The organism is Roseimarinus sediminis (assembly GCF_050433125.1).
In the GTDB taxonomy this organism is placed as follows: Bacteria; Bacteroidota; Bacteroidia; order Bacteroidales; family Prolixibacteraceae; genus Roseimarinus; species Roseimarinus sediminis.
In genome coordinates, this window is sequence record NZ_JBNPXV010000003.1 from 1 (window position 1) to 25,328 (window position 25,328).

Genomic DNA, 25,328 nt, shown 5'->3' on the forward strand with positions numbered 1-25,328 from the left:
AAAAGAACCTCAGGCTCATAATTGTCCGATAGTAATATGACCTGAAATGAATAAGATTAATAACAAAAAAGGTCAACTCTATTTAGGGAAGTACATTCATCTATTGTCTTTTATCTAAAGTCTTTTATCTAAAGTCTTTTATCTAAAGTCTAATATCTTTTCTTTTATCCGCTTTCTTTTGTATTCCATCTTCAATCAATCTCATTTCAATCCCATGAAACAGGAAACGTTTTTGACAGCATCCGGCTTAATAAACTCATAATAAAAACTTAGCGCCTTAGCGTCTTTGAGTGCTTTTTCTCACGCAAAGACGCTAAGGCGCTAAGTTGAATTGATAATAAAAGGTATTCGCCATAATTTATATCCAGGATGGCTTGAGTTGGCACAATCAGGGTTGATTGCTTTAAAAGCTTAATACCTGCTTGAGGTTCTTGTATCCTGTTTTACTTACCTTCAGTTTGGCATGGTCATTTTTCAGAATCACAATGTGCGATTCCTTCTCGTACTGCTGAATCTCAGCAATCTCGTCGACCCGGGCAATGTAGGAGCGGTGAATCCTGACAAACATCTTCTGATCGAGGTTATTCTCGTAAAACTTCATCGTTTTTTGCTTCACAAACCGACGGTCCCTGGTATAAATCATTACATAATCGTCGAGCGATTCGAAATACCTGATCTGCTCAACAGGGATGATGTGTATTTTGCTTTTATCTTTTACCACAATGCGTTCGATGTATTCGCCTTCGGGCTTTTCGGTCAGTTTATCGATGGGGGCATCACCCTGCTGATTTCCCTTGATTTTTTCCATGGCCCGATCGATGGCCTGCAAAAGTCGTTCTTTGGGAAAAGGCTTTAGTAAATAATCGATGGCATGCTGTTCAAAGGCCTTGATGGCATATTGGTTGTATGCAGTGGTAAAGATGATTTCGGGACGGAATTCAAGCAGTTCCAGCATTTCAAAACCGGTTAATTTTGGCATCTGTACATCCAGAAATACCAAATCGGGCTTCAAATCATTGATGGCCTTTAGTCCGTCGAAACCATTCTCACATTCGGCAAGCAGTTCGATGTGCTCCTGATCGGCCAGGTAATTTTTCAACAGGTTTCGGGCAAGCGATTCGTCTTCGATGATAATGGTCCTGATTTTTAAACTCATGACATTTTTTTGTTTTGTGGAATGACTAAACTTACTGTAAATATCTCATTTTCGTTGGTAACTGTCAATAGGGTGGTATCACCATAAACAAGTCCCAGCCGCTGCCTGATGTTAAAAAGCCCTATCCCCTCGCCTTTCTTTACCACCGCATCCCGGTCGTAATTATTGCTAACCCTGAAAACCATGTTATCTCCTTCGAGAACGGCTTCCGTTTTAATTTCGACCTGACTGGTTGTTTCGTATACCCCGTATTTTATGGCATTTTCATAAAGAGGCTGTAAAATCATATTGGGTATCTTGCACTCATCGCACGATTCAATCGAAAAACTGGCCAGCAACTTATCACCAAAGCGCACCTTTTCTATCTCTAAATACAACTTAATGTGTTCGATCTCCTGCAAGAGGGTGACAAGCTGATTTTCTTTGTGCTTCAGCGAATAGCGTAAAAAAGTCGACAATTTGATAACCATTTCCTGAGCTTTTGCGGGCTCGGCCATGGTGAGATACGAAACCGAATTCAGGCTGTTAAACAGGAAATGAGGATTGATTTGCGATTTCAGTTCGTTGAGCTGTGTTTGGGTAACCAGTTCTTTCAGACGAGTTTCTTCCTTCGATTTTTCCTTTAGCCGGTTATAATAAAAAAAGGTATAATAAAGTACGGCTATCAGCATATAAGTCAGGGCTCCGATACCTGCTTTTCCGGGCATCACCTTCTTCATGTGGGCCTTTACCGATTCGGCATCAAACAGCGCGATATCAATCTGGTTGGTAATCCACATCCAGAATGAGAGCAGAAAAACCATGGCGATCAGGTGATACAGTATAAAATAGGTCTGAGAGCGGTTTTCATTCACCCCGCCAATCACAACATACCAAACGCCAAGTCCCAGCATGGCAAACAAGGTATTCGAAATAAGCACATCGACCAGGGTTATTGAAATATCGGCATTGAAAATATTCCTTTCAAGAAGAAACTGGACCACCGACAGGATGATCCAGAATAAACTGTACCAAATAAGTAAAGCAGGATTTTTGAAAAGCGGATGTTTCATGCCTGTTTTCTAATTTAATGCGCCTTGTCGAAATTGCGAACTTCTGTGCCACCAAAGATGCAAACTCCGGTAATCACAATCGTTTTCGACGGGTTGGGTGCATACATCGGATCTTTAATTCTCAAATCACTGTAACCTCCGAAGATGGTTGTCACCTTGTTCAGAACGGTCCAGTCGTTGGGCACCTTTAGTACATTGCCACCAAAAAGGGTGGTAAGCTCCACGGTACAACCATTGTGCGATATCTGACATTGACGCAGATCAACTTCGGCTCCCCCAAAGATAGCGGTTGAACGTCCCCCAAGCAAATTCGGTGTGGCCATATTGATTTCACGTCCTCCGAAGAGAACAAACTCGTCGAAAAAATCGTTACTCACTTCGGCATGCACGCCAGGTTTATAATGACTTCTCATCAATTTTTTCCGGTTACCAAACATGAAGGTCAAACCAACCAGCAACAAAATGCCGGGCCAGAAAAAACGTTTAATCTGATCGTAATCCTCGAAAATATCAGGAATCATGAAAAAGGCTCCCAGTCCCATCACGATGATCCCTGCTCCCTTGTTGCCACTAAAAAATACAAAGCCACCAATGGCTACCAGCAACATTTTCCATGAAAGTAGAAAATCATAAATCTCCCAGCTCAGAATCCCCGCTCGTTCAAGAATCATTATTAACCCAATCAGCAGTAAAATAAACCCAAAAAAGAACCTGCGTCCGTTAACATTGTGTCTCTTATCCATAATATTTGAATTTTATGCTTCAAAAATAGTTTTATAAGCATGGCAAACCACCACCCGATCGATAAAGGCACCGTATTTATCGGTTAATGGCAATTAGTTTCAGAGAAAGCGGTCAAAAACTACGTTTGAAGCACAAGTACCCAAATATACACGAAATAGTCCTGATTTTGCAAAGCCCTGCTTTCAAAGTTAAACCAACAAGCTTTTGGCTCTTCGCTGAAAAAACTAAAAGCCTGGTTTTTACCCATAAAAAAACCTCCGGCAATCACTTACCGAAGGTTTCATCGTATTGTGCTTGTATTACTTGTTCATTTGTTTGGCCCAGGTATCCCGCAGGGTCACCGTTCGGTTAATCACCAGTCGATCGCTGGACGAATCCTTGTCAATATTGAAATAGCCCATCCTTTCGAACTGAAACTGATCGAGCGCTTTAGCGCTTTTCACAAAGGGCTCAACATAGCACTTCTCGAGTATCTGCAGTGATTCGGGATTCAACAGCTCCCTGAAATCAACATCTTTAGCAGCTGCCGGATCTTCAACATTGAATAATCGGTCGTACAGCCTGATCTCAGCTTCAAGGCCTTCGCTTGCCGACACCCAGTGAATGGTTCCTTTTACCTTTCGCCCGTCGGGTGCATTACCTCCCTTTGTTTCAGGATCATAAGTACAATGCAGCTCACGAATTTCCCCATTTTCATCCTTAATCACATCGGTACAGGTAAGCAGATAGGCATATTTAAAACGCACTTCACGCCCGGGTCCCAAACGGAAAAATTTCTTTGGCGGATCTTCCATGAAATCATCCCGCTCAATATACAGCTCACGGGTAAAAGGCACATCACGCCGGCCGGCACTTTCATCTTCATGGTTGTTTACGGCCGAAACCATCTCCACCTGTCCTTCAGGATAGTTGGTCACCACTACTTTGAGCGGATTCAGTACGCCCATTACACGCTGGGCTGTTTTATTCAAGTCTTCACGAACTGCATGTTCCAGCAAGGCCACATCGGTGGTTCCCTGTGTTTTGGTAATACCCACCTTTTCAACCAAATTGCGTATCGACGCAGGTGTGAAGCCCCTGCGCCGCATCCCCGACAAGGTAGGCATGCGCGGATCATCCCATCCCGACACCAGCCCCTCTTCCACCAATTGCAGCAGTTTGCGCTTGCTCATCATGGTGTAACTCAGGTTCAATCGCGAAAACTCAATCTGCCGCGGGCGGTAATCACTGTCGGCCAGCTGATCGACAAACCAGTTGTACAAAGGTCGGTGAATCTCAAATTCGAGGGTACACAACGAATGAGTCACCCCTTCGAAATAGTCACACTGTCCGTGCGCATAATCGTACATCGGATAAATGCACCATTTATCGCCGGTGCGGTGATGCTTTGCATGATTGATGCGGTACATCAGCGGATCACGCAGGTGCATATTGGGAGAGTTCATGTCGATTTTGGCACGCAACACCTTTTCTCCATTCTTGTAAACCCCGGCTTTCATTTCTTCAAAAAGCCGCAGACTCTCTTCAACAGGGCGGTTGCGGTAAGGACTTTCAGTTCCCGGACGGGTTGGAGTTCCCCGCTGCTGGCTGATCACCTCGGCAGGCTGATCGTCAACATAGGCCTTTCCCTCCTTAATCAACTGAACTGCAAAATTATACAGATCATCGAAAAAGTCGGACGCGTAATACAAACGATCTTCCCAGTCGAAACCCAGCCAGCGCACATCTTCCTTGATCGAATCGACGTACTCAACATCCTCTTTCGTCGGATTGGTATCATCGAAACGCAGGTTGCACTTACCACCAAATTTTTCGGCCGTCCCAAAGTCCAGACAAATGGCTTTGGCATGTCCAATATGCAGATAACCATTCGGTTCGGGCGGAAAACGCGTATGTACCCGTCCTCCGTTTTTTCCCTCCTGCAGGTCTTTCTCCACCTGCTCATGAATAAAATTCCTGGTTTTCACCACACTCGTTTTATTTTCTGCTTTTTTATCTGACATAATCCCTGTTTTAAACGAAAACGCAAAGTTAAAACACTTTGCCAAACAACAACCACTCGCCTGCCTAAAAATAGACACAAGTAATACAACATAATAATTAACTCAATTTGGCGGCCTTAACGGTCTGCGGCTCCAAACGCCGTTGGCGCCGGCACCTGCTCACAGGCGCTGCGGGGGCTCCCTCCGGTCGCCTCCTCGCTGCCGTTCGCAGTGTGCCTGCGCTGCCGGCGGCTTTCCGCCTCCGCCCTGGCCGTGCTGCCAAAATAACAGCAAGCGTTCATCATCTTGCGCATCCCAATTGTAAGCACTATTTTCGCACTGTTTAAATATTTTTAAAATGGGACTCATCGAAATTGAAGGAATGGAATTTTATGCCTATCACGGACACTTCATCCAGGAGCAGGTGGTGGGAAATAAGTTTTTGGTTAACATCGCCATCGAAACCGATTGCACGCAGGCCGGCATCAGCGACAACCTCAGCGATGCCCTCGACTATCAGAAAGTATACACCCTGATTAAAAACGAGATGGAACAAAAGAAATCCTTCCTTCTTGAAAACATCGGCAAGCGGATACTCGACCGGCTGTATGCCGAGTTCACTACCATCAAAAAGGCAAGCATCAAGATTTCCAAAATCAACCCTCCCATGGGCGGGCAAATAGAGAAAGTGAGTGTTACCCTCACCCGTTAGCCTTTTCAAAAAAAAATGTTTCGGCCAATAACTTTTTTTAATATATTTGCAGCCGCAAAGGCACAAGCCTTCGTTAATTCAAAATGGTACCTTGGCCGAGTGGCTAGGCATTGGTCTGAAATAATCCGCCAGCCGGCGGACGGTTCGAATCAGCCAGGTACCGAAATTTATTGAAATGGTACCTTGGCCGAGTGGCTAGGCAGTGGTCTGCAAAACCACGTACGGCGGTTCGAATCCGCCAGGTACCTCGAACGTTAAAAGGCAGTTAGTCCCAACTCGGATAGCTGCTTTTTTTTATCCCATTTTTGTGGTCTGCAAATATCCGCCAGCTGTTTGCTATCCGTTTCAACACTGGCTCTATTCTCTACAATAAAACCAATTTATCTCCTCTGCCAATTGCTTCACGCTGTTTTTTACTTCCATTATCTTCATCAGAAAAAGGCAGTAACAAACTGTTGTCTTTTCTATTAAACAGTGATAGGTCTTATGTAAACTAGGAAAACATAAAAAATTGCCATATTTTTAAACAACGAATGCCAATTAAAAAGTAAACAAGCTTTCAAAACGAACCAGAATGTTATTTGCTTAGTTACCAACATAGTTACTATTTGTTATGATCTTTAAGATTATAGAACCCAATGATTTGTTAAAACCATATGTTCATTCGATTCAACTTACTGATATGAACAACGGGGAACGATTGTACAATCAAAAAATTGTGCCCTATGGATATTGCGGTTTAATCTTCAACTATAAAGGATCCTGCACAAAGACAGACAACATTCATGGTAAGAATTTGCTACCCCATACCTTCATCGTAGGTCTGACTGACCGGCCTGTAACGCTCACGGTAATGGTTCCATTGGGACCATTGCTGTTAACTTTTATCCAACCGGGCTTTATCATTTTCTAAAATCATCGATAGCAGGAATTACCAATGCCACCATAAAAAGCAGTAATGCGTTGGGACCTCAGGTAGATTGGCTTTACGACCAGCTTATCAACACCACAAACGATCAGGAAAAACTGGATTTAGTAGAAAAATTTTTACTCCGTTGTTTTGATTTTTCTGGATTAAGAATTACAAAAAGTATTGAATCAGCGCAAAAAATGCTTATTGCATCTAATGGACAAATTAAAATCCGTCAGCTTTCTCAACAAACCTGTATTTCAATATCAAGTCTAGAACGACGTTTTCATCAACAGTTAGGTTTATCACCTAAATTATATGCCAACATCCTCCGTTTTAACCATGTCTTTAAACTCATAAGATACTTTGGACCTGCAAGATGGCATGATATCATTTATCAGTGCGGCTATTACGACCAGGCTTCATTCATCAGAGATTTTTCACGATATACCGGAGAAACTCCGCGGAAATTCTTTTTATCAGAATTCCGAGCTTCCGAATTCTATTCAAGAAAATAAAACGCTGTTCAGCATTCCCATTTCTGCCAATTTTTTACAATTTTTTCAAAGTAACAATTTATAAATTTGGACTAAACACAAGTTCAACTATAGAAATGTTGAAAATAGTTAGCATTTAAAAAACATTCGGAAAACCAGAAAAATATTCTAATCATAAAACCAGGTTTCAAATGCGAAAAACAAACAATATTCTCTTTAATGGTTCAAATAAAGTACTTAGTATTTCAGGAGTCGAAACGAAGAAAAAACTCCTTAAGCATCTTATTAAAGGATATTTATTAGGTACATTAATGTTATTCACAAGCGGAATTGCAGAACTACAGGCACAAAACTTGTTTGTACGGGAAAACAATGGGACACAACTTAGCTTTACCATAACCGACATTCAAACAATTACATTTCCTCAAAGCAAAGTGGCAATAAATAAAGCCGACGGTAGCACAAGCACTTTTTCGTTTGCCGATGTTCAATACCTCAGTTTCAAAGATTTTACCACCGATGCAGCTTTAGTCTACGACAGGAAACAGGATGGTCTACAAATTTATCCCAATCCGGCCTCCGGGCGTTTGCACATCACTTTTAGTTCAGAAAAGGATGGAAATATTCAACTATGGCTGATTGACTTACAAGGTAAAATTTTACAAGAGAAAAAGATGACCTGTCACAAGGGAGCAAATTTTGCAGAAATACCGGTTGCCAACCTGAAACAAGGCATGTATTTATTCCGCTTGCAGAATCAGGAAAAAATCGAAACCATCAAGTTTTTTAAAAAATAAACCAGATAAAAGATGAAAAATACACTAGCTATTCTTTTTGCAATGTTTATAATCTGCTCAGTAGCATCTGCACAGGACACCCTATACATCTATCAAGCGGGTAGCCTGGTATTAAAGCGTTCAGTGAGCGACATCGACAGTATCACTTTTGCCCAATCGGAACAAGACATGGTTGTCGATGTCGATGGCAATATTTACAGTACAGTACTTGTAGGCTCCCAGACCTGGCTAGCTGCCAATCTTCGCACCAGCAAGTACAACGACAACAGCCCCATCCCGATGGTGACCGAAGGTACAGATTGATATAATCTAACAAGCGGTGCCTATTGCTGGTACGACAATGATCCGGCCAATGAAATTCCATACGGGAAATTATATAACTGGTATGCAGTAAACAGCCAGAAACTTTGTCCAACCGGATGGCATGTTCCGAATGAAGCAGAATGGCTTGAACTTGCCAGTTCCCTTGGCGGAACAACCGTTGCCGGTGGAAAACTGAAAACTACAGGTACCCTTGAAGCCGGAACCGGATTATGGAAAGATCCAAATTCAGGTGCCACAAACGAAATAGGGTTCTCAGGACTTCCGGGCGGTCGTCGTTACGATAACGGCTCCTTCGAACTGAAAGGGATAAGGAGCGCCTGGTGGAGTTCCCAGGAAGATTTTCCCGGCTATGCCTTCTTTTGGAACACAGGATACAACACTGTCGTTTTAAATGGTGCAAGTCAATCTTTTAAAAATGGAATGTCGGTTCGTTGTGTTAAAGATGAATAGCCAAACCTTATTATAAATGGCGAACACTTCCACTTTGTTATTGATATTCAACAATATAACAGCTATCTTAATGTGAGATGGCTGTTTTTCTTATCCCACATCTCTTAATCAAAAAATACGACCTAAGGCTTTCTTCCCTTTTTTAAACTGCCAACTTCCTCCGGTTAATTATATTGTATTATTTTTAGCAAAGCACATTTTGGGGATGGACACTTTCACCGACAATCCAGTTAAACCGGAGACAACTGTGCATTCCATCAGATAGAAGCTGCAGGTGAAAGGAAATGAATAACTAAAATTGAATGACAGCACTAAACAGAACTTCAGAAATTATAAGAATAAGTAAATGGTACTTATTAAGTCTGCTCCTTTGCTTTGCATTCATCCCATTACAAGCGCAACCTTTGGATAAGGAAATCAACTTTTCTCAACATCACTTTATACCTTGCTACAAGCTAAAGAAAATAGCCAATACTACTATTTTTCAGGGCAATAAGAAAAAGAGAAAATATTTCGAAGGCTGGTATTTCAAGATGGTGGCTGCCGACGGCTCAAAAATACTGAGCGTCATCCCTGGCCTGTCGCTCTCGGCCGACGGAACGGAACAACACGCCTTTATCCAGCTGATTGACGGGGTGACTGCCGAAACCCGTTACTTTTCTTTTCCCATTGAAGACTTTGCCTTCTCCAAAAAAGACTTTGCCATCAGGATCGGGGACAATTTTTTCTCCAACGAAAGGATGGTCCTCAACCTTGCCGACAGCGTCACTTCCGTGAAAGGTGAAATTGAGATGCACAACTTGGTTGATTACCACAGCGGACGATTGTTCAACACCGGCATCATGGGATGGTACCGTTTTGTGCCTTTCATGCAGTGTTATCATGGGGTAGTGAGTTTAAGCCATTCCTTGACGGGGCAATTGAGCATTGGCAACGAGACCGCTCACTTCGACGGTGGCAAGGGTTACATCGAAAAGGACTGGGGAGCCAGCATGCCCTCGGCCTGGGTTTGGATGCAAAGCAATCATTTTACCGATTCCACCAGCTCATTCATGCTTTCGGTTGCCGATGTTCCCTGGCTGGGAAAATCGTTTACCGGCTTTCTGGGTTTCTTTTATCACGATGGTCAGATCCATCACTTTGCCACCTATCGCCGGTCCAAATTAAGTTTGGAAGTTTTAAGTGAAAACAGTCTGAAAATTATCATCGAGAACCCAAAGAACACCCTGATTGTGAATGCCCGCAGCAACAATTCGGGTTTTCTGAAGGCACCCGTCGAAGGAGCCATGGACCGCAGAATTGCCGAGAGCATTGATGCAAATATCACCATCCAAATGCTGGATAAAAAGGGGAAGATGGTTTTTAGCGACAGTTCTGCCATCAGCGGGCTGGAACTGGTGGGTGACTTTCATTTGTTACAAGGCGTGCACCGATAGCTCCCATTAGCAATACAAACTTATGAATCAGATTTTTGTTTATTGATCATGCTTAAAACAATCGGATATATACTATTGGTGGTTTCTTGTCTTTTATTTTTATCAATTCTTGTTGTCCCATGGATGGGTTTTTCGAAAATTCAACTTGCAGGAACCACCACGGGCTTGATCATCGCCGGGGAAATTCTATTTTATCTAAGCCTGTTTATTTTGGGAAAGAGTTTTTGGTATAAAATAAAAAGTAAGCTCAAGTTCTGGAAAGTGAAATCCAATGACACCGATTCCCCGAAACAAAGTGACCAGCTTTAGCATCAAATTCTCTGCAATTCAATGCATTTAAAAATTCATAAGAAATGAACACAACCAAAATCTTCAAGATGCCCTTTGCCGATGTTTATCCGTTTTACATACAAAAAGCGGAGAAAAAGGGACGCACCAAAGCCGAAGTGGATGCCGTTGTTTGCTGGTTGACTGGCTATGATGAGCAAAGTCTTCAACAACAAATTGATCAGCGAATTGATTTCGAAAGATTTTTTGCACAAGCACCACAAATTCATCCCAATGCCGGTAAAATTACAGGTGTTATTTGTGGTTATCGGGTGGAAGACATCGAAGACGAACTGATGCAGAAAATTCGCTACCTCGACAAGCTGATCGATGAGCTGGCCAAAGGGAAAACTATGGAGAAAATATTGAGAAAGTAAGCAGGGAGGGGTTAGGTTAAGGTTGAGGTTGAGGTTGAGAGGTTGAGAGGACATAATATCAGCCTTTTCAACCGCTTCTGCAGGAACCATCAGCTTTGGAAAAACCTGGCAAACATAGTACCAGCGCTGGCTGCCTGTACATGAAGTCGCTGGCCGACATTAACCAAAAGGTGCTTTTTGAAATCATGGAAAAAGCAGCCCAAGAATTGTAAAAGACTCTATTGATTTTGAACAGGATAGGGACTTGCCCTATTTTGAATCTTGATTGTTATACCAATAATTGGTATTTTTGTGAAAAATTAAAACCAATGAATAAGAATACATCAATATCACTCGGGAACTATTTTGACAATTTTGTTCAAGAGAGCATAGCAAAAGGACGATATAAAAATGTTAGTGAGGTTATTCGTGCCGGATTAAGACTTTTAGAGGAAGAAGAAAGTAAAGTGATTGCTTTAAAGAATGCGATTCAAGAAGGAATTGAAAGTGGAATTGACTATGATTTTGAACCGAAAAAACATCTGGCATCGTTAAAAGCAAAGAAACGATTAAATGGCTAATTATTATCTTACGAATAAAGCAGTTGATGATTTAAATCAAATTTGGAATTACACTTTTGATGAATGGTCAGAAAGACAAGCCGACAAATATTACAATGAATTATTGAATGCATGTAAAAAAATTGCTGAGAATTCTGAATTAGGAAAAAAATATTTTAAAGTAATTCCCGAGCTGCAAGGGCTGCACATCAATCGACACATTATTTTTTTCAGGAGAATAAATCTTGATTTCGTTGAAATAACAAGAATTTTACACGAAAGGATGGATTTAAAAAGCCGAATAATTGATAAGTAATAACACACATTGAGTAGACTTCCACACCTACAACTTCGATGACGACTTTCTGACCTCCCCTTCTTTGGCTTATGTTTCTTTGTTCAGAGCGAAATTACAAACATAGGGACTCGTTGTCGCTATATGTATTGTGAGTTTTTGTGAGATTATTCTACCAGCAGGCTCACCGATAGTACATCGACAGAGGACCTTCCCACCATCACTTCAAATTCGCCGGGTTCGACCACATAATTCATGTTGATGTCCCAGAAGGCCAGTTTTGAAGCATCGAGGGTAAACCGAACAGTTTGGCTTTCGCCGGCTTCCAGGCTAATGCGTTTGAAATCTTTCAGCTCCTTCACCGGACGGGTGACCGACGAAACCTTGTCGCGGAGGTAAAGTTGTACTACCTCATCGCCTTTCATTTTACCGGTGTTGGTCACAACAAGCGAAACCTCAAGCGTTTCCCCTTTCTTAATTTTGTCTGAGGAAAGTTTGAGTTGATCATACTCAAAAGTAGTGTAGCTCAGCCCATGGCCAAAGGGATACAGGGGCTGCACATCCTGCGACACATAGTCGATGTACCTGGCCGATGGTTTGTGATTGTAGAACAGGGGCAACTGCCCTACCGACTTTGGGATGGTGATGGTGAGTTTACCCGAGGGGTTCACATCGCCAAAAAGGATGTCGGCTGCCGCGGTACCGGTTTCCTGTCCCATGTACCAGCCTTCAATTACAGCCGGCACCTTTTCCTGGATGTAATTCACTGAAAGCGGACGGCCATTGGTGAGGTACACCACCACCGGCTTGCCCGTGGCCACCATGGCTTCCACCAGTTCCTGCTGCTCACCCACCAAATCGAGGGTCATGTTGTCGCCCAGGTGGGTTTTGCTCCAGGCCTCGCGGCAAATGAACTCGGTCTCCCCTACTGCCAGGATGATGATGTCGGCCTGCTGTGCCACTGCAACAGCTTCTTCAATCAGTTTCAGGTTCACCTCGCGCTGGGTAAACACAATGGCTTCGTTGCGCCAGTTGAACTGGCTGATGGTGTGGTTTTCGGTAATACGGCAACCCTGGGCAAACAGCACTTCGGATGAATTACCCACTTTGTTTTGAATGCCTTGCAGCAGCGTCACCTTTTCGTAAGGCTCACCCGAGTAACCCCCCATGAAAAGCTCGTTGGCACAGGGCCCCACCACGGCAATTTTTTTGTATTTCCCTTTTTCCAGGGGAAGCAGGTTGTTTTCGTTCTTCAACAAAACAATGGATTCATGAGCCGCTCTTAAGGCCAGCGCTTTCGATGCCGGATCCTTGCTCACGGCAATGGCCGTCTCCACATCGGTGAAAGGCTGATCGAAAAGACCCAGTTCAAATTTCAACTTCAGTAAATCATACACAGCCTGATCAAGGGTTTCCAGCTGTACTTTTCCTTCGTTCACCAATGCTTCCAGGTTTTTGTAATAGTCGCGGTTAGGCAGTTCAAACTGCACCCCGGCGTTGAAGGCCAGCATGGCAGCTTCCTTCTTGTTGTTGGCCACAAAGTGCTTGGTATCCAGCTGGTCAATGGCGTTCCAGTCCGAAATCACCAGTCCTTCAAAGCCCCATTCCTTGCGCAGTACATCGGTGAGCAACCAACTGTTGGCATGCGAAGGAACCCCGTCGATCTCGTTGTACGAGGGCATTACTGCCAGGGGTTTAGCTTGTTCTATCACCATTTGAAAAGGCAGGAACTGGAATTCGCGCAAGGAACGCTCTGAATAGTTGGCAGGAGCCTGGTTCAAACCCCCTTCGGGCTGACCGTGTCCGCAAAAATGCTTCAAGGTGGCAGCAACATGATCGGGAGCTACAGTTCCGTTGGATGTTCCCTGAAAGCCTTTTACCGCAGCAATGGCATACACGCCATTGAGGTAGGGATCTTCGCCATAGGTTTCATCGACCCTGCCCCAGCGGGGATCGCGGCAAACATCAATCACCGGCGAGAGGGCCCATTGCGCCCCGCGCGAACGCATTTCGCGGGCAGTTGCTGCATACACTTCTTCCAATAAGGCCGGATTCCATGAGCAGGCCAGCCCAATGGCCATGGGAAATACCGTGGCTTCGGGTTTCATGAGCCCATGTTGGCCTTCGTCGACAAAAATGGCCGGGATGCCCCACTTCGTTTCTTCCCGAAGGTAATGCTGAATCTTGTTTCGCGATGCAACGGTTACTTCCAAACCATCAAAGAATGGCTGCACCGAATGCACCCCTTTCCCAAAAACCCGCTCCATTTCAGCAGGGTTGTTGACAAATTCGGCGTTGAAACGGTCGGGTGTACCGTCGAGTACCCCCATCATCTGGTAAATTTTATCCTCCAGACTCATGCGGCTGAGGAGATCACTTGCCCTTTCGGCTGCCGTTAAATTCAAATTCTTATAAGGATCAACCTGTTCTTCCTGCGCCCTGGATTTATTCATGCCAACTACTAATAAAAGTGAAATGATGGATACTTGCAGCAACGTTTTATACATCGTCTGAATTTTTATAAAGTGCCATTTATCTGGTCAACTTGGGTATTCAACCTGAAAAACGAATGTTGTAAATATAAAAAGGTTTCAGCATAAACAGCCCCAATCGAAATAAAAATGCCTCACAATCAAAACAAGCTTCAACATCAAGGATGTTTTATGACAAGCATTCATTAAATTTGTGATCATCATTGATTTAAGAAAGATAAAACCGACCAATCAACATGATCAAAAAAAACCTGCTCATACTGGCGTTTGCGGCCATGTTCTTGAATTTCGTAAGTGCTGCATCTGAAAAAGATCCGCAACAAAAAAGTTTCAACAAGGAAAAAGATCTGCTGTTGGTCCAGCTCGATTGCAAAACCGATGTGGACGACCTACACACCGCAGCAGCCCTTTACACCCTGATGCAAAACGTACAGTTTTCAGGGGTGCAGTACCATGTAGTAGCCGGAACCTATGGCATCCAGGAAGGACTTTATGTACCCCCCAATGAGTTGCTGAATCTTGCCTGGGGCGATCAATGGACCAATGCCCACGCCGATTTCGATGCCGCTGTACAAAAGGTTAAAACGATGGTCGCTACAACTCTTTCCGGGCAGGGAGACATCTGGATTGCCGATGCCGGGCAATCGGATTTTACCGCGGCTGTGGTAAAAGCCATCGCGGATGAGTATCCCGAACTAGCGCTCAAGCAACGCGTTCATGTGGTGCAGCACAGTACCTGGAACGAAGAAGTGACCAGTCCTGAAAAGCTTCAATACGTGAAGGACCAGGCCGATTATCAGAAAATCCCTGACGGAAACGCTGTGGGTAACGGCACCCCGGGCTTCAGAACACCCGGCTACACCCAATGGAAAACACAAATCACCGATCCCAAATTGTTAAATATCTGGCAACTGGCTGTAGAATTAGGCCTTCAATACAACGCAAAAGAAGGGCGTTACAACAACGAGGCTGTCGCTGCCAAAGGGCTCGATTTCTCTGACCTGTCGGAAGTTTGCTGGATATTCGGATTAGAGGACATTTGGGATACTGCCGCATTTTTTAAGTTATATGCTGATTAAGCAGGTTGATTAGGCAGCATGCTCTGAATTGAAACAAACATTTTAGCTGATTTCCAGCATATACTTTTCCTTTGCTTCTATGAATTAATCAATTATTTCAATTTTTTTATTCATTTGTATCGCGCACGATGTTTTTATTCTTATATTTGTATCGCCTGCGATTTTATCTCTAGCGTGTAGTTGTAGGTTTTAAAACAAAAAAGAAGTATCAGGGTTATTAACTTTCAAAAAATGAAACAATGATTGAAACAATTTATCAGTTTTCAGTAAAAAACATCCAGGGAAAAGAATTGAGCTTAAATGAGTACGAAGGCAAATTAGTACTCATTGTAAATACAGCAAGTAAATGTGGTTTTACTCCCCAGTTTGCAGGTTTGGAAGCACTTTATGAAAAATACAAAGACAGAGGATTGGTGATTTTAGGCTTTCCTTGCAACCAATTTGGCAATCAGGAACCCGGCGATGAACAATCAATTTCAGAAGGTTGTCTTATCAATTACGGAGTTAGTTTTCCCATGTTCTCGAAGATCGAAGTAAACGGCAAAAATGCCCATCCACTTTATCAATTCCTTAAAAAAGAACAAAAAGGAATGCTGGGAAGTGGTATCAAATGGAATTTTACCAAATTTCTAATTGATAAAGAAGGACGTCCGGTAAAACGTTTCTCCCCCACAACTGAGCCTAAAAAGCTGGAAAAATACATTGAAGCGCATTTGAATTAATTCTTTTCATTATCTTCAACAGCCAAATTGAATGGTCAGTGTATCGCTTACGAAACGAAAGCTTACGCCATGATGACCGTCAGCAAAAAATGGACAATGCCATGATGCTATTAACTATTTGACAACAAAGAGTTAAGCTTCGTGGCCATTGTTTCTGTTGATTATATTAACATTAAGCAAAGCAACACAATGAGTTATGAGCAATTAAAACTGGAGAACCAGCTGTGTTTTCCGGTTTACGCAGTTTCGAGATTATTCACCAAAGCCTATCAGCCTGAACTCGACAGATTGGGAATTACTTACCCACAGTACCTTGTAATGATGATACTATGGGAAACCAACGGTATTTCGGTTAACGAAATCGCCAAAAAGCTCATTCTCAAAACCAATACCATTACTCCTTTGCTTAAACGTATGGAGAAGCTGGGTTTGATTATTCGTCAGCGATCGTCAAGCGACGAACGCAAAGTTTTAATTCGCCTGAGTGCTGAAGGCCGGAAAATGGAAGAACAAGCTGCCCAAATTCCCAAAAAGCTTTACGAAGAACTACTCGATGGACCCTTAGGAATAGACGAACTCCTCGATTTAAAACAAAAACTCGACCATATTATCGCTCAGTTAAAAGACAAGGTGGAATACCATGACCAGGCCATGGAACCCCATTGATTCCATAGCATACCACTCAGTACAATAAAACAGATGATCAGCTAATCGTCATTACTAGCTTCAGGTTAAAAGAGCAAGCCTATTTACTGGCTGCTGGTGCAGGATTTTTAATATCCCGATTCGACCAGTAACGGGCACGTGCTTTTTCAGGATCCATATCAAGAGGAACATAAATTCGGGTTCTGTGATCAATCACCACCGCTTTTAACTTTGACATATCAGGTGCTACATGATTGTTTTGTTTCTTCTCAAACATAATTGTATCCTCTTTCTTTTGATTAATTTGCAAAGATACACTTAATTAACGAGAATTGCAGATGGTGTATATATTCTTAATTAAACATATATTTCAATCAATATTTGGCGCTCTGTCATGATCTTGTATTTTGAATTTTATGAATACGGCAAGTTACTTTTTTGAAATATCCTTAGTCAGTTTTTGTACTAATCTCTAATTCCCCTTTAAGTCAGCTCAGTTATTTTTCCACGGCAAAGACTAAATCAGCCCGTTTGAAATCGTTGACAAGTCATCGATCATGTTTACTATTTGCCTCTGTCGCTGTGTTCTGTCAACACGCTTTTAAACAGTATTTGCGCTGAACCAAAATTGATTCGCAATGTTCACTTCTTCTTAACAGTGTTTTATTTCAACTTTTTCTAATTTTGCATTTTACTTTTCGAACTTTCATGCGTCAAATAGCTTTTATAAATCTACTGGTATAAATAATACGGATTCAATGACTGCAGCTTCAAGAAAAATATTGAGGATAAGCACAAGCATCCTGCTTATAATTTTTATTCTGGGTATAGTGTTCTATCCCAAGTTAAAACCACTTTTAAAGTCTTCGGATAACTCCGGACAGTCGATGCCCGTGCGGGCTCGCGGAATGCAAGGTGGAAATCAGCCTCTCATGGCCAGCGGATATGTAATAATTCCCACCAACATGAGTGAACTCATCTACAGCACAGGGTCGCTGATTCCCGACGAAGAGGTAGATCTTGCCTTTGAAACATCGGGTAAAGTAATTGGTATTTATTTCAGCGAGGGTACCCGTGTAAGAAAGGGTGAATTGCTGGCAAAAATTAACGATCGGCCCCTGCAGGCACAACTAATGAAATTGCAGGCTCAGCTGAAACTGAGCAGGGAAAGGGAATTCCGCCAGCGTCAGTTGCTCGAGCGTGATGCCATCAGTCAGGAAAGCTACGATCAAGCCTCCACCGAGATGCAGGCTTTAGAAGCTGATATACAATTAATTGAAGCCCGTATTTCGGAAACCGAACTCAGGGCTCCTTTCGATGGTGTTGTGGGTTTGCGAATGATCAGCGAAGGAGCATTTGCCACTACCCAGACAAAAATTGTCCGGCTGGTAAAGATAAGTCCCTTAAAAATCGAGTTTTCCTTTCCCGAACGCTATGCCGGAGAAGTGAAACCAGGCTACCCGATTACCTTTGAGATAGATGGCTATGATAATCCTTTTGAGGCATCAGTTTATGCTGTTGATCCTAAAGTGGATATTGCAACCAGAAGTATTGTTGCCCGCGCGCTTTATGCCAATTCCAACGAAGAATTAAAGCCGGGTCGTTTTGTGAGCGTAAAAGCACAATTGTCACAAATCGAAAATACGGTATCGGTTCCCACGCAGGCTATTATTCCAGAAATGTCGGGTGAAAAGGTTTTCATTTACAAAAACGGAAAAGCTCAACAGGTTAAGGTAACACTTGGCCTTCGTACCGAATCGCATGTACAGATCCGCTCAGGCCTTCAATTTGGCGATACCTTATTAACAACTGCTATTTTACAGCTACGTCAAGGCATTCCTGTTCAGCTCGACACCCTGGTCATTCCTCAATCAAAAGAAAAAATTGAACAATGAGTTTATCGTCAGTTAGCATAAAAAGACCAGTGTTGGCCACTGTGTTCTCGCTGGTAATTTTACTTTTTGGGATCATTGGTGTCACCTTCCTGGGGGTAAGAGAATTTCCAAGTGTGGATCCACCCATTATTTCGGTAAGCACATCGTACCCCGGAGCCAACTCCGATGTAATTGAGACACAAATCACTGAACCCCTTGAACAGTCAATTAACGGCATACCAGGCATACGAACGCTCACCAGCCGAAGCAGTCAGGGCCGGAGCAACATCACGGTAGAATTCGAGCTGAGTGTCAACATGGAAACTGCCGCCAACGATGTACGCGACAAAGTTTCACAAGCCCAGCGCTTCCTGCCGCGCGACTGCGACCCGCCCACCGTGTCGAAGGCCGATGCCGATGCCAGTCCCATTATGATGTTGGCTGTGAAAAGTCCCCAACGTTCGTTGCTCGAGATTTCAGAAATTGCCGATCTTACTTTTAAAGAACAACTACAGACCATCTCAGGTGTTAGTGCCGTGATGATTTGGGGCGAAAAGCGCTACGCCATGCGCATTTGGCTCGATCCGGCCAAATTAGCCGGTTACCAGCTCACTCCGCTCGATGTGCGAAATGCCATTGTACGCGAAAACGTGGAACTTCCTGCCGGAAGCATCGAGGGCACCAATACCGAACTCACCATCAGGGCACTGGGATTGATGACCACTCCCCAGGAATTCAACAGTCTTATACTGAAACAAACCGGCGACCAGATTGTACGTGTGAGCGACATCGGGCGGGCTGAACTCGGCCCCGAAGACCTGCGCGGTATTGCCAAAATGAACGGAATTCCCATGATTGCACTGGCCATTGTTCCTCAGCCAGGTGCCAACCACATTGAAATTGTTGACGAAGTGTATGAGCGGCTGGAGTTCATCAAAAAAGACCTGCCCGACGACGTAAGCTACGATGTTGGTTTCGACAACACTAAATACATCCGCTCATCCATTAAGGAAGTTATGTCGACCATCTACCTGGCTTTCTTTTTGGTGGTGGTCATCATTTTCGTCTTCCTGCGCGACTGGCGGACAACCATCATTCCAATACTTGTTATACCGGTATCGCTGGTTGGCGCCTTCTTCATCATGTACATTGCCGGTTTTACCATCAATGTGCTCACCTTGCTGGCCATTGTATTATCCATTGGTTTGGTGGTCGACGATGCCATTGTGATGATGGAAAACATCTACGTGAAAATTGAACAGGGCATGACTCCCCTCGAAGCCGGATTAAAGGGAGCCAACGAAATCTTTTTTGCCATTTTATCGACCACCATTACCCTGGTGGCCGTTTTTATTCCCATCGTTTTTCTCGAAGGAATGACTGGCCGTCTTTTCAGGGAGTTTAGCATCGTAATAGCAGGAGCTGTTGCCATTTCGTCGTTTGTAGCCTTGTCACTCACCCCCATGCTGTCGACAAAACTTTTAAAAACCAGACATCATCGAAGCAAAGCCTATAATTATACCGAAAAGTTTTTTGTCAAATTGAATAAGGTGTACCAGAGTTCACTCGAAAGCTTTTTGAAGAAAAAATACTATGCCTTGCTCATTTTGGGAGGCTCTTTTATCCTCATCTTTTTCCTGTGGAAAGTGATTCCCGCTGAGATGGCCCCGCTTGAGGACCGTTCGCAAATGAATATTATGATTACCCCTCAGGAAGGAGCGACCTACGAATACAATCTCGATTATGTGGAGGATGTAGCGAGCCATGTTGAGAAAACCATCCCAGAATACGATAAAATCACCATGCTTTTGCGTGGCAGCTGGGCCTTTGTAAGGGTACTGCTGGTTGAACCATCGGAAAGAGAACGTACCCAGCAGGAAATCGCTGCAAAACTTTCGGCTGACCTTCGCAAAAAAACGCAGGCACGTGCCAATGTAGTGCAACAATCGACCTTTGGTGGCCGCAGAGCCGGTCTGCCGGTACAATATGTATTACAGGCTCCCAACATTGAGAAACTGCGCGAAATATTGCCAGCTTTCATGGCCGAAGTAAACGACAACCCGACCTTTGTAATGGCCGATGTGAACCTGAAATTCACCAAACCCGAGCTGCAAATCTCCATTAATCGCGACAAAGCCAACCTGCTAGGAGTAAGTACCCAAAACATCGGGCAAACGCTGCAACTTGCTTTAAGTGGTCAGCGCTTTGGCTATTTCATTATGAACGGAAAACAGTACCAGATACTGGGTGAACTTGCCCGTGACGACCGCAACAAACCACTCGATCTGAAATCGTTGTATGTTCGGAATAATAGCGGACAAATGATTCAGCTCGATAATTTTGTAAGTCTGCAGGAATCAACGGCACCGCCACAATTGTACCGTTACAATCGCTTTGTGGCGGCAACCATCTCGGCAGGTTTGGCCGAGGGAGCCACGATTAGCCAGGGGCTCGAGGAAATGGATCAAATTGCAAAAAAAGTACTCGACGATTCATTCAGAACGGCCTTGGCAGGCGACTCAAGAGATTTTACCGAGAGCTCATCAAGTTTGATGTTTGCTTTCCTGTTAGCCATCATCCTGATTTTCCTCGTGCTTTCAGCTCAATTCGAAAGTTTCAAAGACCCCATCATTGTGATGATGACCGTACCGCTTGCCTTAACCGGTGCACTTATTTTCATGTGGTACTTCAATATTACCATGAACATATTCAGTCAGATTGGCATTATCATGCTCATTGGCCTGGTATCGAAAAATGGTATTCTGATTGTTGAATTTGCCAACCAGCGCAAGTTGGCCGGCTTTAATAAATTCGATGCCATCAAATACGCTGCAGCTGCACGTTTCCGTCCCATTTTAATGACCAGCCTTTCAACCATTCTGGGAGTTATGCCGCTGGCTCTGGGCTGGGGCGAAGGTGCGCAAAGCAGGGTGGCAATGGGGGTTGCTGTTGTTGGAGGACTAACGCTCTCCACCTTCCTGACCCTTTACGTTGTTCCAGCCATCTATCTTTTCATTTCAAGCGAAAGCAAACATATTACCCAATCCAACAAAGAAACGAATAATGAACTTGCTGAAAACAATTAAATACATGCTGCCTCTTTTGCTGTTGCTTCCTGCTCTTTTACTGAATGCACAGGAACAGTTCGACCTGAAGCGCTGCATCAGCACCGGACTGGAAAACAACTATTCGCTGAAGCTGGCACGTAACCAGGAACAAATCGCAGATAACAATTATACCCGTGGAAATGCAGGCATGCTGCCCACGGTAGATGCTTCGGGTCGTATGGGAGGCAATCTCAATTCAATCAATTACAACTACAGCGATGAAACGACGGTGAATGCAAGTGGCATACACAATACTTCGGCCTCGGCTTCCATCGACCTTGGAATTCCGATATTCCGCGGTTTTCAGATTCAGCATACTTACCGCAAACTGGGCGAACAAAAAGAACTGGGAGGCTTAAAAACACAGATGTCTATAGAAAACCTGGTTTCACAAATTATTGCCGAATACAACTTCTACACCGAGCAGATCATCCTTTTCAACAACATGGCCTATGCTGTTTCCTTATCGCGCGAACGGGTGCGAATTGATGAACAACGCTACCTGCTGGGCGGAGCATCTAAAATGCAATTGCTTCAGTCAAAAGTATATCTTAATGCCGACAGCTCGCGTTATGCCCGTCAGAATGAAGTACTCCGATCATCGCAAATAAGGCTGAATAAACTCATGGCCAATGAGAACCTGGGCTTGCACATTGTGCTTCCCGATACGCTCATTGAGATCAATAAGGCCCTGCAATTCGATGAGTTGCTTGACAAAACCCTGCAAAATAATACCAGCCTGCTGATTGCCTCAAGCAACCGAAACATTTCAGAAATCGACTACAAAATCATACAGTCGCGCAACTATCCTTATTTGAATTTTGGTACAGGATACAGTGCTTCCATTAATAATTACAATGCCGGAGATCTTAGCAGCCAGCAAAGCCACGGCATCAATTACGGCCTGACCCTGGGCATCGATCTGTTTGATGGATTCAACCGCAAAAGAGAACAGGCCAACGCCCTGATCGCCATCGATAACAACCAGTTGGCTTATGAGGAAATTGAACAAGCGGTTAAAGCCGAATTACTTACCATCTTTTATGCCTATGAGAACAATCTCCGGCTGCTATTGCTCGAAGAAGAAAATCTTGCGGTAGCCCGCGAGAATCTTGAAATTGCTCTCGAACAATACAAACTGGGAGGTCTGGCAGGACTTGAATTACGTGAAGTTCAGAAGAGCCTGCTCGATGCGGAAGAACGACTCATTTCGGTGAAATACCTCACCAAAGTGGCCGAAATATCATTAATGCAGATCTCAGGCCAGATTATGGAATACCTCTAGTAGCTTCATCAAAATAGAAGAAGGTAAATGAAAAATGAAAGATCAAAAGACATTAGACTGAAATAGTAGCGAACAACAAAAACTATAATAATGTCATCCGGTACACTTCAGTCTGATAGTCTTTTTTGTCTTGTGTTTTTTATCTATTGTCTTTTGTCTCTTTCCAGCCTTACTTCACCTGCATTTTTACCCACTTTGTAATGGCGTTCAAGGCATCCGGCGACATGGTTTGCTCTATCTGCCCATATTCGGCAGGCAAGCCGGTTTTACTTTCCTGGAAAAGGTGGTTGAGGCCTTGAAGTTCAATTGTACTTACATTTTTGTTCCCGGCATTTTTAAGCGTCTCACCAATGATCTTCAGGTTTTCTTTGGGTGGAACCTGCAAATCGTTTTCGCCAATAAGGGCCAACACGGGGCAAACAACTTTTTTGAGAGCTGGCACCGGATCGTACGTCAAAAAAGTTTTCATCCATGGCGATAAAAGCTGGCCTAACTGCATATCGATAAACTGGCCGGTTTCCATTCCTTCGGGTACCATTTCGGGATTTTCGGATATAATTTCCTGAAAGAGCTCCTTCACCCTTTTTTGCAATTCTTCCGGATTGTCGATCTCATCAATCAAATCGAAAATCTGCTTATTCATATTGACTGCCAGCTCCAGTTCACTGTCGGACATCCCCGATGCTTTGCCAATCAGTTGCTGCTGCATCATAATGATCTCACTTCCGGGAAGTCCGGGGCCTGCAAGCAACACAATGAAACCAATTTCGTCGGGATGCTCTGCTGCGACCATGGGGGCTATCAAGCCGCCTTCGCTGTGTCCCATGAGACCGATACTGACCGGGTCAATTTCTTTCCTGTTTTTCAGATAGTCGACGGCTGCTTTAACATCGGTGGCAAAATCGAACGATGTGGCCTTGCTGAAATCACCTTCCGACGCTCCGGTTCCACGGTCATCGAACCTTAGCACGGCAATACCGTTGCGGGTAAGGTGGTCGGCCAAAACCAGAAAAGGTTTGTGCCCCATCAGTTCTTCGTCACGATTTTGCGGTCCGCTGCCCGAAATAAGCACCACCACCGGGTATTTGCCTTTTGCGTCGGGCAAGGTCAACGTGCCGGCCAGATGAATGCCGGCTCCCTTATTTTCAAAGCGCACATCTTCCGAAACATAGGGATAAGGCTTTTGGGGCTCTTGAGACCGCCTGGGTTTTTCAAGCTTTTGGGCCTTTTTGCTCAGCACCATCGGGAATGCTGCTCCCATCTGCCTGAAGGTTCCTGTAATACTGTCACCAGTCAGGATACCTTCGTATTTAATCCCGGCCTGTTTGATGGTAATAGTCAGCTTCGAACCATCAAATGTGGCTTCGGACACCGGTATACCAAATGCGCTTTGATCGGGACTATCCATGGTAGCCGAAATCCCTGTTTCGCTTTCTGTAATGTTGAATACCAGCCGCAGCTTCTGGCCGGGAGCTGCTTCGAGCATTCCGTTCCATGCTCCTGCGATATTCTGTGAAAAGCCACTCACTGCTGTTAACAGAACCATGAGCGTGATAATGGTCGTTTTTTTCATTTTTTGGTTTTTAAATCATTATTGAAATCAGTAGTTTGGGGACCAGCATCCCCACAATTAATCCTGAAATATATACCGGAATATGAACTGGCCGGGGAAGGTTCGCTGCCACCTTAAAACCATTGTAAATCCAGACTGCACTCCATACCGTAAGCAGCAATACAATTATCATCAAGCCAATAAACGACACCATTTGCGCGTCGCTTACCTCGAGCCGGCCCGTCGGATCGGCAACAAACTGTTGCAGTGCCTGTGAAATAACTTCAGTTACCTCAAAAAATCCAAGCAGGGAAGCAGGCACCAGCGGAATAAAGGCAAAAAACTGTGTCCCCACCACATCGATGGCCCGTACATTTTGCTTTCCAAAAATGATTGCAAACAGCAAAAACCAAAGCGCTATAACAGCAATACTGAGCATGGGTTCTGCGATATGCACAAACCATTCCGACTGCATACCCGAATGCACATTTAAAATGCCATCGAAATGCGTTTTGCTCAAATAGCCCATGATGCCTGCTACCATGACTGCGGCCATGCCGATAAACAGACTCTTTGCACCTGCAATTTTCTCAAAAGGATTAATCACCGCTTTAATGCTCATTTCATTCATCTTTTGATGGTTCATTTTTATTCAACAAATCGATGACCTCGTCCAAACGGTTACGCACCGTTGGGTAACTCAACGACATGGCTTTTGCCATTTTTTTAAGGCTGCCACTGTTCTTTACAAACTCAATGATGAATGTCTGAACATCGGGTGGCAATGCCGCCAGCATTGGCAATTCAAAAGAGCCTTCCACCTTGGTTTGGCAGCTTTCACATTTCAAGGTCGAAACAAAAAGTGGCGCACTACAGCTTGGACAATTAACAGGAAGTCGCATCGCTAAATGATTAAGTTTTCTTTGCAAAAGTACTAAATCAACTTTGAATAATGCAATTTAATATCAATAATA

25 protein-coding genes, 2 tRNA genes and 1 pseudogene are annotated in these 25,328 nt (G+C 43.8%); 19 read left to right on the forward strand and 9 right to left on the reverse strand.

The window, feature by feature from the left end:
• Window positions 1–403 precede the first annotated feature (403 nt).
• From FHS86_RS04600 to FHS86_RS04615, 4 genes are all read right to left on the reverse strand, one after another.
• A complete protein-coding gene (locus FHS86_RS04600; protein ID WP_429411628.1) occupies window positions 404–1,156 on the reverse strand; it encodes a LytR/AlgR family response regulator transcription factor in 753 nt (250 codons plus the stop codon).
• A complete protein-coding gene (locus FHS86_RS04605) occupies window positions 1,153–2,208 on the reverse strand; it encodes a sensor histidine kinase (protein WP_429411630.1) in 1,056 nt (351 codons plus the stop codon). The genes FHS86_RS04600 and FHS86_RS04605 overlap by 4 nt, the downstream gene beginning before the upstream one ends.
• Window positions 2,209–2,222: 14 nt before the next feature.
• Window positions 2,223–2,951, reverse strand: coding sequence for a LiaF transmembrane domain-containing protein (locus FHS86_RS04610; protein WP_429411632.1), 729 nt, complete (start codon window positions 2,949–2,951; stop codon window positions 2,223–2,225).
• A gap of 300 nt (window positions 2,952–3,251) precedes the next feature.
• The gene (locus FHS86_RS04615; protein ID WP_429411634.1) at window positions 3,252–4,955 is read right to left on the reverse strand and encodes a glutamine--tRNA ligase/YqeY domain fusion protein; all 1,704 of its coding nucleotides are present in this window, start codon (window positions 4,953–4,955) and stop codon (window positions 3,252–3,254) included.
• A 337-nt stretch (window positions 4,956–5,292) separates the two neighbouring features.
• Here FHS86_RS04615 and folB point away from each other — a divergent pair, with 337 nt between their 5' ends.
• The 13 genes and pseudogenes from folB (at window position 5,293) to FHS86_RS04680 (ending at window position 11,619) form a co-directional block, all read left to right on the forward strand.
• Window positions 5,293–5,646 (forward strand): dihydroneopterin aldolase, encoded by a 354-nt coding sequence (folB, locus tag FHS86_RS04620; RefSeq protein WP_429411636.1) that lies wholly within the window; start codon window positions 5,293–5,295, stop codon window positions 5,644–5,646.
• An 85-nt stretch (window positions 5,647–5,731) separates the two neighbouring features.
• Window positions 5,732–5,809 (forward strand) — tRNA-Phe (locus FHS86_RS04625).
• A 14-nt stretch (window positions 5,810–5,823) separates the two neighbouring features.
• Window positions 5,824–5,894, forward strand: a tRNA-Cys gene (locus FHS86_RS04630).
• 365 nt (window positions 5,895–6,259) lie between these two features.
• Complete coding sequence (locus tag FHS86_RS04635) at window positions 6,260–6,559, forward strand: DUF6597 domain-containing transcriptional factor (protein ID WP_429411637.1); 300 nt, start codon at window positions 6,260–6,262, stop codon at window positions 6,557–6,559.
• A gap of 50 nt (window positions 6,560–6,609) precedes the next feature.
• Window positions 6,610–7,074, forward strand: coding sequence for a helix-turn-helix domain-containing protein (locus FHS86_RS04640; protein WP_429411639.1), 465 nt, complete (start codon window positions 6,610–6,612; stop codon window positions 7,072–7,074).
• A 170-nt stretch (window positions 7,075–7,244) separates the two neighbouring features.
• The gene (locus FHS86_RS04645; RefSeq protein WP_429411641.1) at window positions 7,245–7,850 is read left to right on the forward strand and encodes a T9SS type A sorting domain-containing protein; all 606 of its coding nucleotides are present in this window, start codon (window positions 7,245–7,247) and stop codon (window positions 7,848–7,850) included.
• Between the two features lie 12 nt (window positions 7,851–7,862).
• A complete protein-coding gene (locus tag FHS86_RS04650) occupies window positions 7,863–8,153 on the forward strand; it encodes a hypothetical protein (RefSeq protein WP_429411643.1) in 291 nt (96 codons plus the stop codon).
• Window positions 8,154–8,171: 18 nt separating this feature from the next.
• A pseudogene (locus FHS86_RS04655) lies at window positions 8,172–8,624 on the forward strand (FISUMP domain-containing protein); the annotation flags it as partial.
• A gap of 404 nt (window positions 8,625–9,028) precedes the next feature.
• Window positions 9,029–10,060, forward strand: coding sequence for a tocopherol cyclase family protein (locus tag FHS86_RS04660; protein ID WP_429411645.1), 1,032 nt, complete (start codon window positions 9,029–9,031; stop codon window positions 10,058–10,060).
• 48 nt (window positions 10,061–10,108) lie between these two features.
• A complete protein-coding gene (locus FHS86_RS04665; protein ID WP_429411647.1) occupies window positions 10,109–10,369 on the forward strand; it encodes a transporter suffix domain-containing protein in 261 nt (86 codons plus the stop codon).
• A gap of 44 nt (window positions 10,370–10,413) precedes the next feature.
• Window positions 10,414–10,764, forward strand: coding sequence for a DUF2200 domain-containing protein (locus FHS86_RS04670; protein ID WP_429411649.1), 351 nt, complete (start codon window positions 10,414–10,416; stop codon window positions 10,762–10,764).
• A gap of 308 nt (window positions 10,765–11,072) precedes the next feature.
• Window positions 11,073–11,324, forward strand: coding sequence for a type II toxin-antitoxin system ParD family antitoxin (locus FHS86_RS04675; RefSeq protein WP_429411651.1), 252 nt, complete (start codon window positions 11,073–11,075; stop codon window positions 11,322–11,324).
• Window positions 11,317–11,619, forward strand: a complete 303-nt coding sequence (locus FHS86_RS04680) for a type II toxin-antitoxin system RelE/ParE family toxin (RefSeq protein WP_429411653.1) — start codon at window positions 11,317–11,319, stop codon at window positions 11,617–11,619. Before FHS86_RS04675 ends, FHS86_RS04680 begins: the two co-directional genes overlap by 8 nt.
• 146 nt (window positions 11,620–11,765) lie before the next feature.
• Here FHS86_RS04680 and FHS86_RS04685 read toward each other — a convergent pair whose 3' ends face one another.
• A complete protein-coding gene (locus FHS86_RS04685) occupies window positions 11,766–14,105 on the reverse strand; it encodes a glycoside hydrolase family 3 N-terminal domain-containing protein (protein WP_429411655.1) in 2,340 nt (779 codons plus the stop codon).
• A 221-nt stretch (window positions 14,106–14,326) separates the two neighbouring features.
• Here FHS86_RS04685 and FHS86_RS04690 point away from each other — a divergent pair, with 221 nt between their 5' ends.
• From FHS86_RS04690 to FHS86_RS04700, 3 genes are all read left to right on the forward strand, one after another.
• Window positions 14,327–15,169, forward strand: a complete 843-nt coding sequence (locus FHS86_RS04690) for a hypothetical protein (RefSeq protein ID WP_429411657.1) — start codon at window positions 14,327–14,329, stop codon at window positions 15,167–15,169.
• Window positions 15,170–15,408: 239 nt separating this feature from the next.
• On the forward strand, window positions 15,409–15,891 hold the full coding sequence (locus FHS86_RS04695; protein ID WP_429411658.1) for a glutathione peroxidase: 483 nt from the start codon (window positions 15,409–15,411) through the stop codon (window positions 15,889–15,891).
• 189 nt (window positions 15,892–16,080) lie between these two features.
• On the forward strand, window positions 16,081–16,557 hold the full coding sequence (locus FHS86_RS04700) for a MarR family winged helix-turn-helix transcriptional regulator (RefSeq protein WP_429411660.1): 477 nt from the start codon (window positions 16,081–16,083) through the stop codon (window positions 16,555–16,557).
• Between the two features lie 79 nt (window positions 16,558–16,636).
• On the opposite strand, the gene FHS86_RS04705 is transcribed toward FHS86_RS04700, so the two are convergent.
• Window positions 16,637–16,846 carry a hypothetical protein gene (locus tag FHS86_RS04705; protein ID WP_429411662.1) on the reverse strand — a complete coding sequence of 70 codons (210 nt, stop codon included), beginning with the start codon at window positions 16,844–16,846 and terminating at the stop codon, window positions 16,637–16,639.
• Between the two features lie 622 nt (window positions 16,847–17,468).
• On the opposite strand from FHS86_RS04705, the gene FHS86_RS04710 reads away from it, so the two are divergent.
• From FHS86_RS04710 to FHS86_RS04720, 3 genes are read left to right on the forward strand one after another with little or no spacing between them, the layout of a single operon-like run.
• On the forward strand, window positions 17,469–18,431 hold the full coding sequence (locus FHS86_RS04710) for an efflux RND transporter periplasmic adaptor subunit (RefSeq protein ID WP_429411664.1): 963 nt from the start codon (window positions 17,469–17,471) through the stop codon (window positions 18,429–18,431).
• Complete coding sequence (locus FHS86_RS04715) at window positions 18,428–21,496, forward strand: efflux RND transporter permease subunit (protein ID WP_429411666.1); 3,069 nt, start codon at window positions 18,428–18,430, stop codon at window positions 21,494–21,496. The genes FHS86_RS04710 and FHS86_RS04715 overlap by 4 nt, the downstream gene beginning before the upstream one ends.
• The gene (locus FHS86_RS04720; RefSeq protein WP_429411668.1) at window positions 21,474–22,802 is read left to right on the forward strand and encodes a TolC family protein; all 1,329 of its coding nucleotides are present in this window, start codon (window positions 21,474–21,476) and stop codon (window positions 22,800–22,802) included. The genes FHS86_RS04715 and FHS86_RS04720 overlap by 23 nt, the downstream gene beginning before the upstream one ends.
• A 169-nt stretch (window positions 22,803–22,971) precedes the next feature.
• On the opposite strand, the gene FHS86_RS04725 is transcribed toward FHS86_RS04720, so the two are convergent.
• The 3 genes from FHS86_RS04725 to FHS86_RS04735 are packed head-to-tail and all read right to left on the reverse strand — an operon-like array spanning window position 22,972 to window position 25,256.
• Window positions 22,972–24,375, reverse strand: coding sequence for an alpha/beta hydrolase family protein (locus tag FHS86_RS04725; protein ID WP_429411670.1), 1,404 nt, complete (start codon window positions 24,373–24,375; stop codon window positions 22,972–22,974).
• 10 nt (window positions 24,376–24,385) lie between these two features.
• Complete coding sequence (locus tag FHS86_RS04730) at window positions 24,386–24,976, reverse strand: hypothetical protein (RefSeq protein ID WP_429411672.1); 591 nt, start codon at window positions 24,974–24,976, stop codon at window positions 24,386–24,388.
• Between the two features lies 1 nt (window position 24,977).
• Window positions 24,978–25,256 (reverse strand): DUF2089 family protein, encoded by a 279-nt coding sequence (locus FHS86_RS04735; RefSeq protein ID WP_429411674.1) that lies wholly within the window; start codon window positions 25,254–25,256, stop codon window positions 24,978–24,980.
• Window positions 25,257–25,328: the final 72 nt, after the last annotated feature.

Bases quoted from the DNA above. Each gene is read 5' to 3' on its own strand.
- FHS86_RS04600 (WP_429411628.1), bottom strand. From the start codon at position 1,156: ATGAGTTTAAAAATCAGGACCATTATCATCGAAGACGAATCGCTTGCC.
- FHS86_RS04605 (WP_429411630.1), bottom strand. From the start codon at position 2,208: ATGAAACATCCGCTTTTCAAAAATCCTGCTTTACTTATTTGGTACAGT.
- FHS86_RS04610 (WP_429411632.1), bottom strand. From the start codon at position 2,951: ATGGATAAGAGACACAATGTTAACGGACGCAGGTTCTTTTTTGGGTTT.
- FHS86_RS04615 (WP_429411634.1), bottom strand. From the start codon at position 4,955: ATGTCAGATAAAAAAGCAGAAAATAAAACGAGTGTGGTGAAAACCAGG.
- folB (WP_429411636.1), top strand. From the start codon at position 5,293: ATGGGACTCATCGAAATTGAAGGAATGGAATTTTATGCCTATCACGGA.
- FHS86_RS04635 (WP_429411637.1), top strand. From the start codon at position 6,260: ATGATCTTTAAGATTATAGAACCCAATGATTTGTTAAAACCATATGTT.
- FHS86_RS04645 (WP_429411641.1), top strand. From the start codon at position 7,245: ATGCGAAAAACAAACAATATTCTCTTTAATGGTTCAAATAAAGTACTT.
- FHS86_RS04650 (WP_429411643.1), top strand. From the start codon at position 7,863: ATGAAAAATACACTAGCTATTCTTTTTGCAATGTTTATAATCTGCTCA.
- FHS86_RS04665 (WP_429411647.1), top strand. From the start codon at position 10,109: ATGCTTAAAACAATCGGATATATACTATTGGTGGTTTCTTGTCTTTTA.
- FHS86_RS04670 (WP_429411649.1), top strand. From the start codon at position 10,414: ATGAACACAACCAAAATCTTCAAGATGCCCTTTGCCGATGTTTATCCG.
- FHS86_RS04675 (WP_429411651.1), top strand. From the start codon at position 11,073: ATGAATAAGAATACATCAATATCACTCGGGAACTATTTTGACAATTTT.
- FHS86_RS04680 (WP_429411653.1), top strand. From the start codon at position 11,317: ATGGCTAATTATTATCTTACGAATAAAGCAGTTGATGATTTAAATCAA.
- FHS86_RS04685 (WP_429411655.1), bottom strand. From the start codon at position 14,105: ATGTATAAAACGTTGCTGCAAGTATCCATCATTTCACTTTTATTAGTA.
- FHS86_RS04690 (WP_429411657.1), top strand. From the start codon at position 14,327: ATGATCAAAAAAAACCTGCTCATACTGGCGTTTGCGGCCATGTTCTTG.
- FHS86_RS04695 (WP_429411658.1), top strand. From the start codon at position 15,409: ATGATTGAAACAATTTATCAGTTTTCAGTAAAAAACATCCAGGGAAAA.
- FHS86_RS04700 (WP_429411660.1), top strand. From the start codon at position 16,081: ATGAGTTATGAGCAATTAAAACTGGAGAACCAGCTGTGTTTTCCGGTT.
- FHS86_RS04710 (WP_429411664.1), top strand. From the start codon at position 17,469: ATGGCCAGCGGATATGTAATAATTCCCACCAACATGAGTGAACTCATC.
- FHS86_RS04715 (WP_429411666.1), top strand. From the start codon at position 18,428: ATGAGTTTATCGTCAGTTAGCATAAAAAGACCAGTGTTGGCCACTGTG.
- FHS86_RS04720 (WP_429411668.1), top strand. From the start codon at position 21,474: ATGAACTTGCTGAAAACAATTAAATACATGCTGCCTCTTTTGCTGTTG.
- FHS86_RS04725 (WP_429411670.1), bottom strand. From the start codon at position 24,375: ATGAAAAAAACGACCATTATCACGCTCATGGTTCTGTTAACAGCAGTG.
- FHS86_RS04730 (WP_429411672.1), bottom strand. From the start codon at position 24,976: ATGAGCATTAAAGCGGTGATTAATCCTTTTGAGAAAATTGCAGGTGCA.
- FHS86_RS04735 (WP_429411674.1), bottom strand. From the start codon at position 25,256: ATGCGACTTCCTGTTAATTGTCCAAGCTGTAGTGCGCCACTTTTTGTT.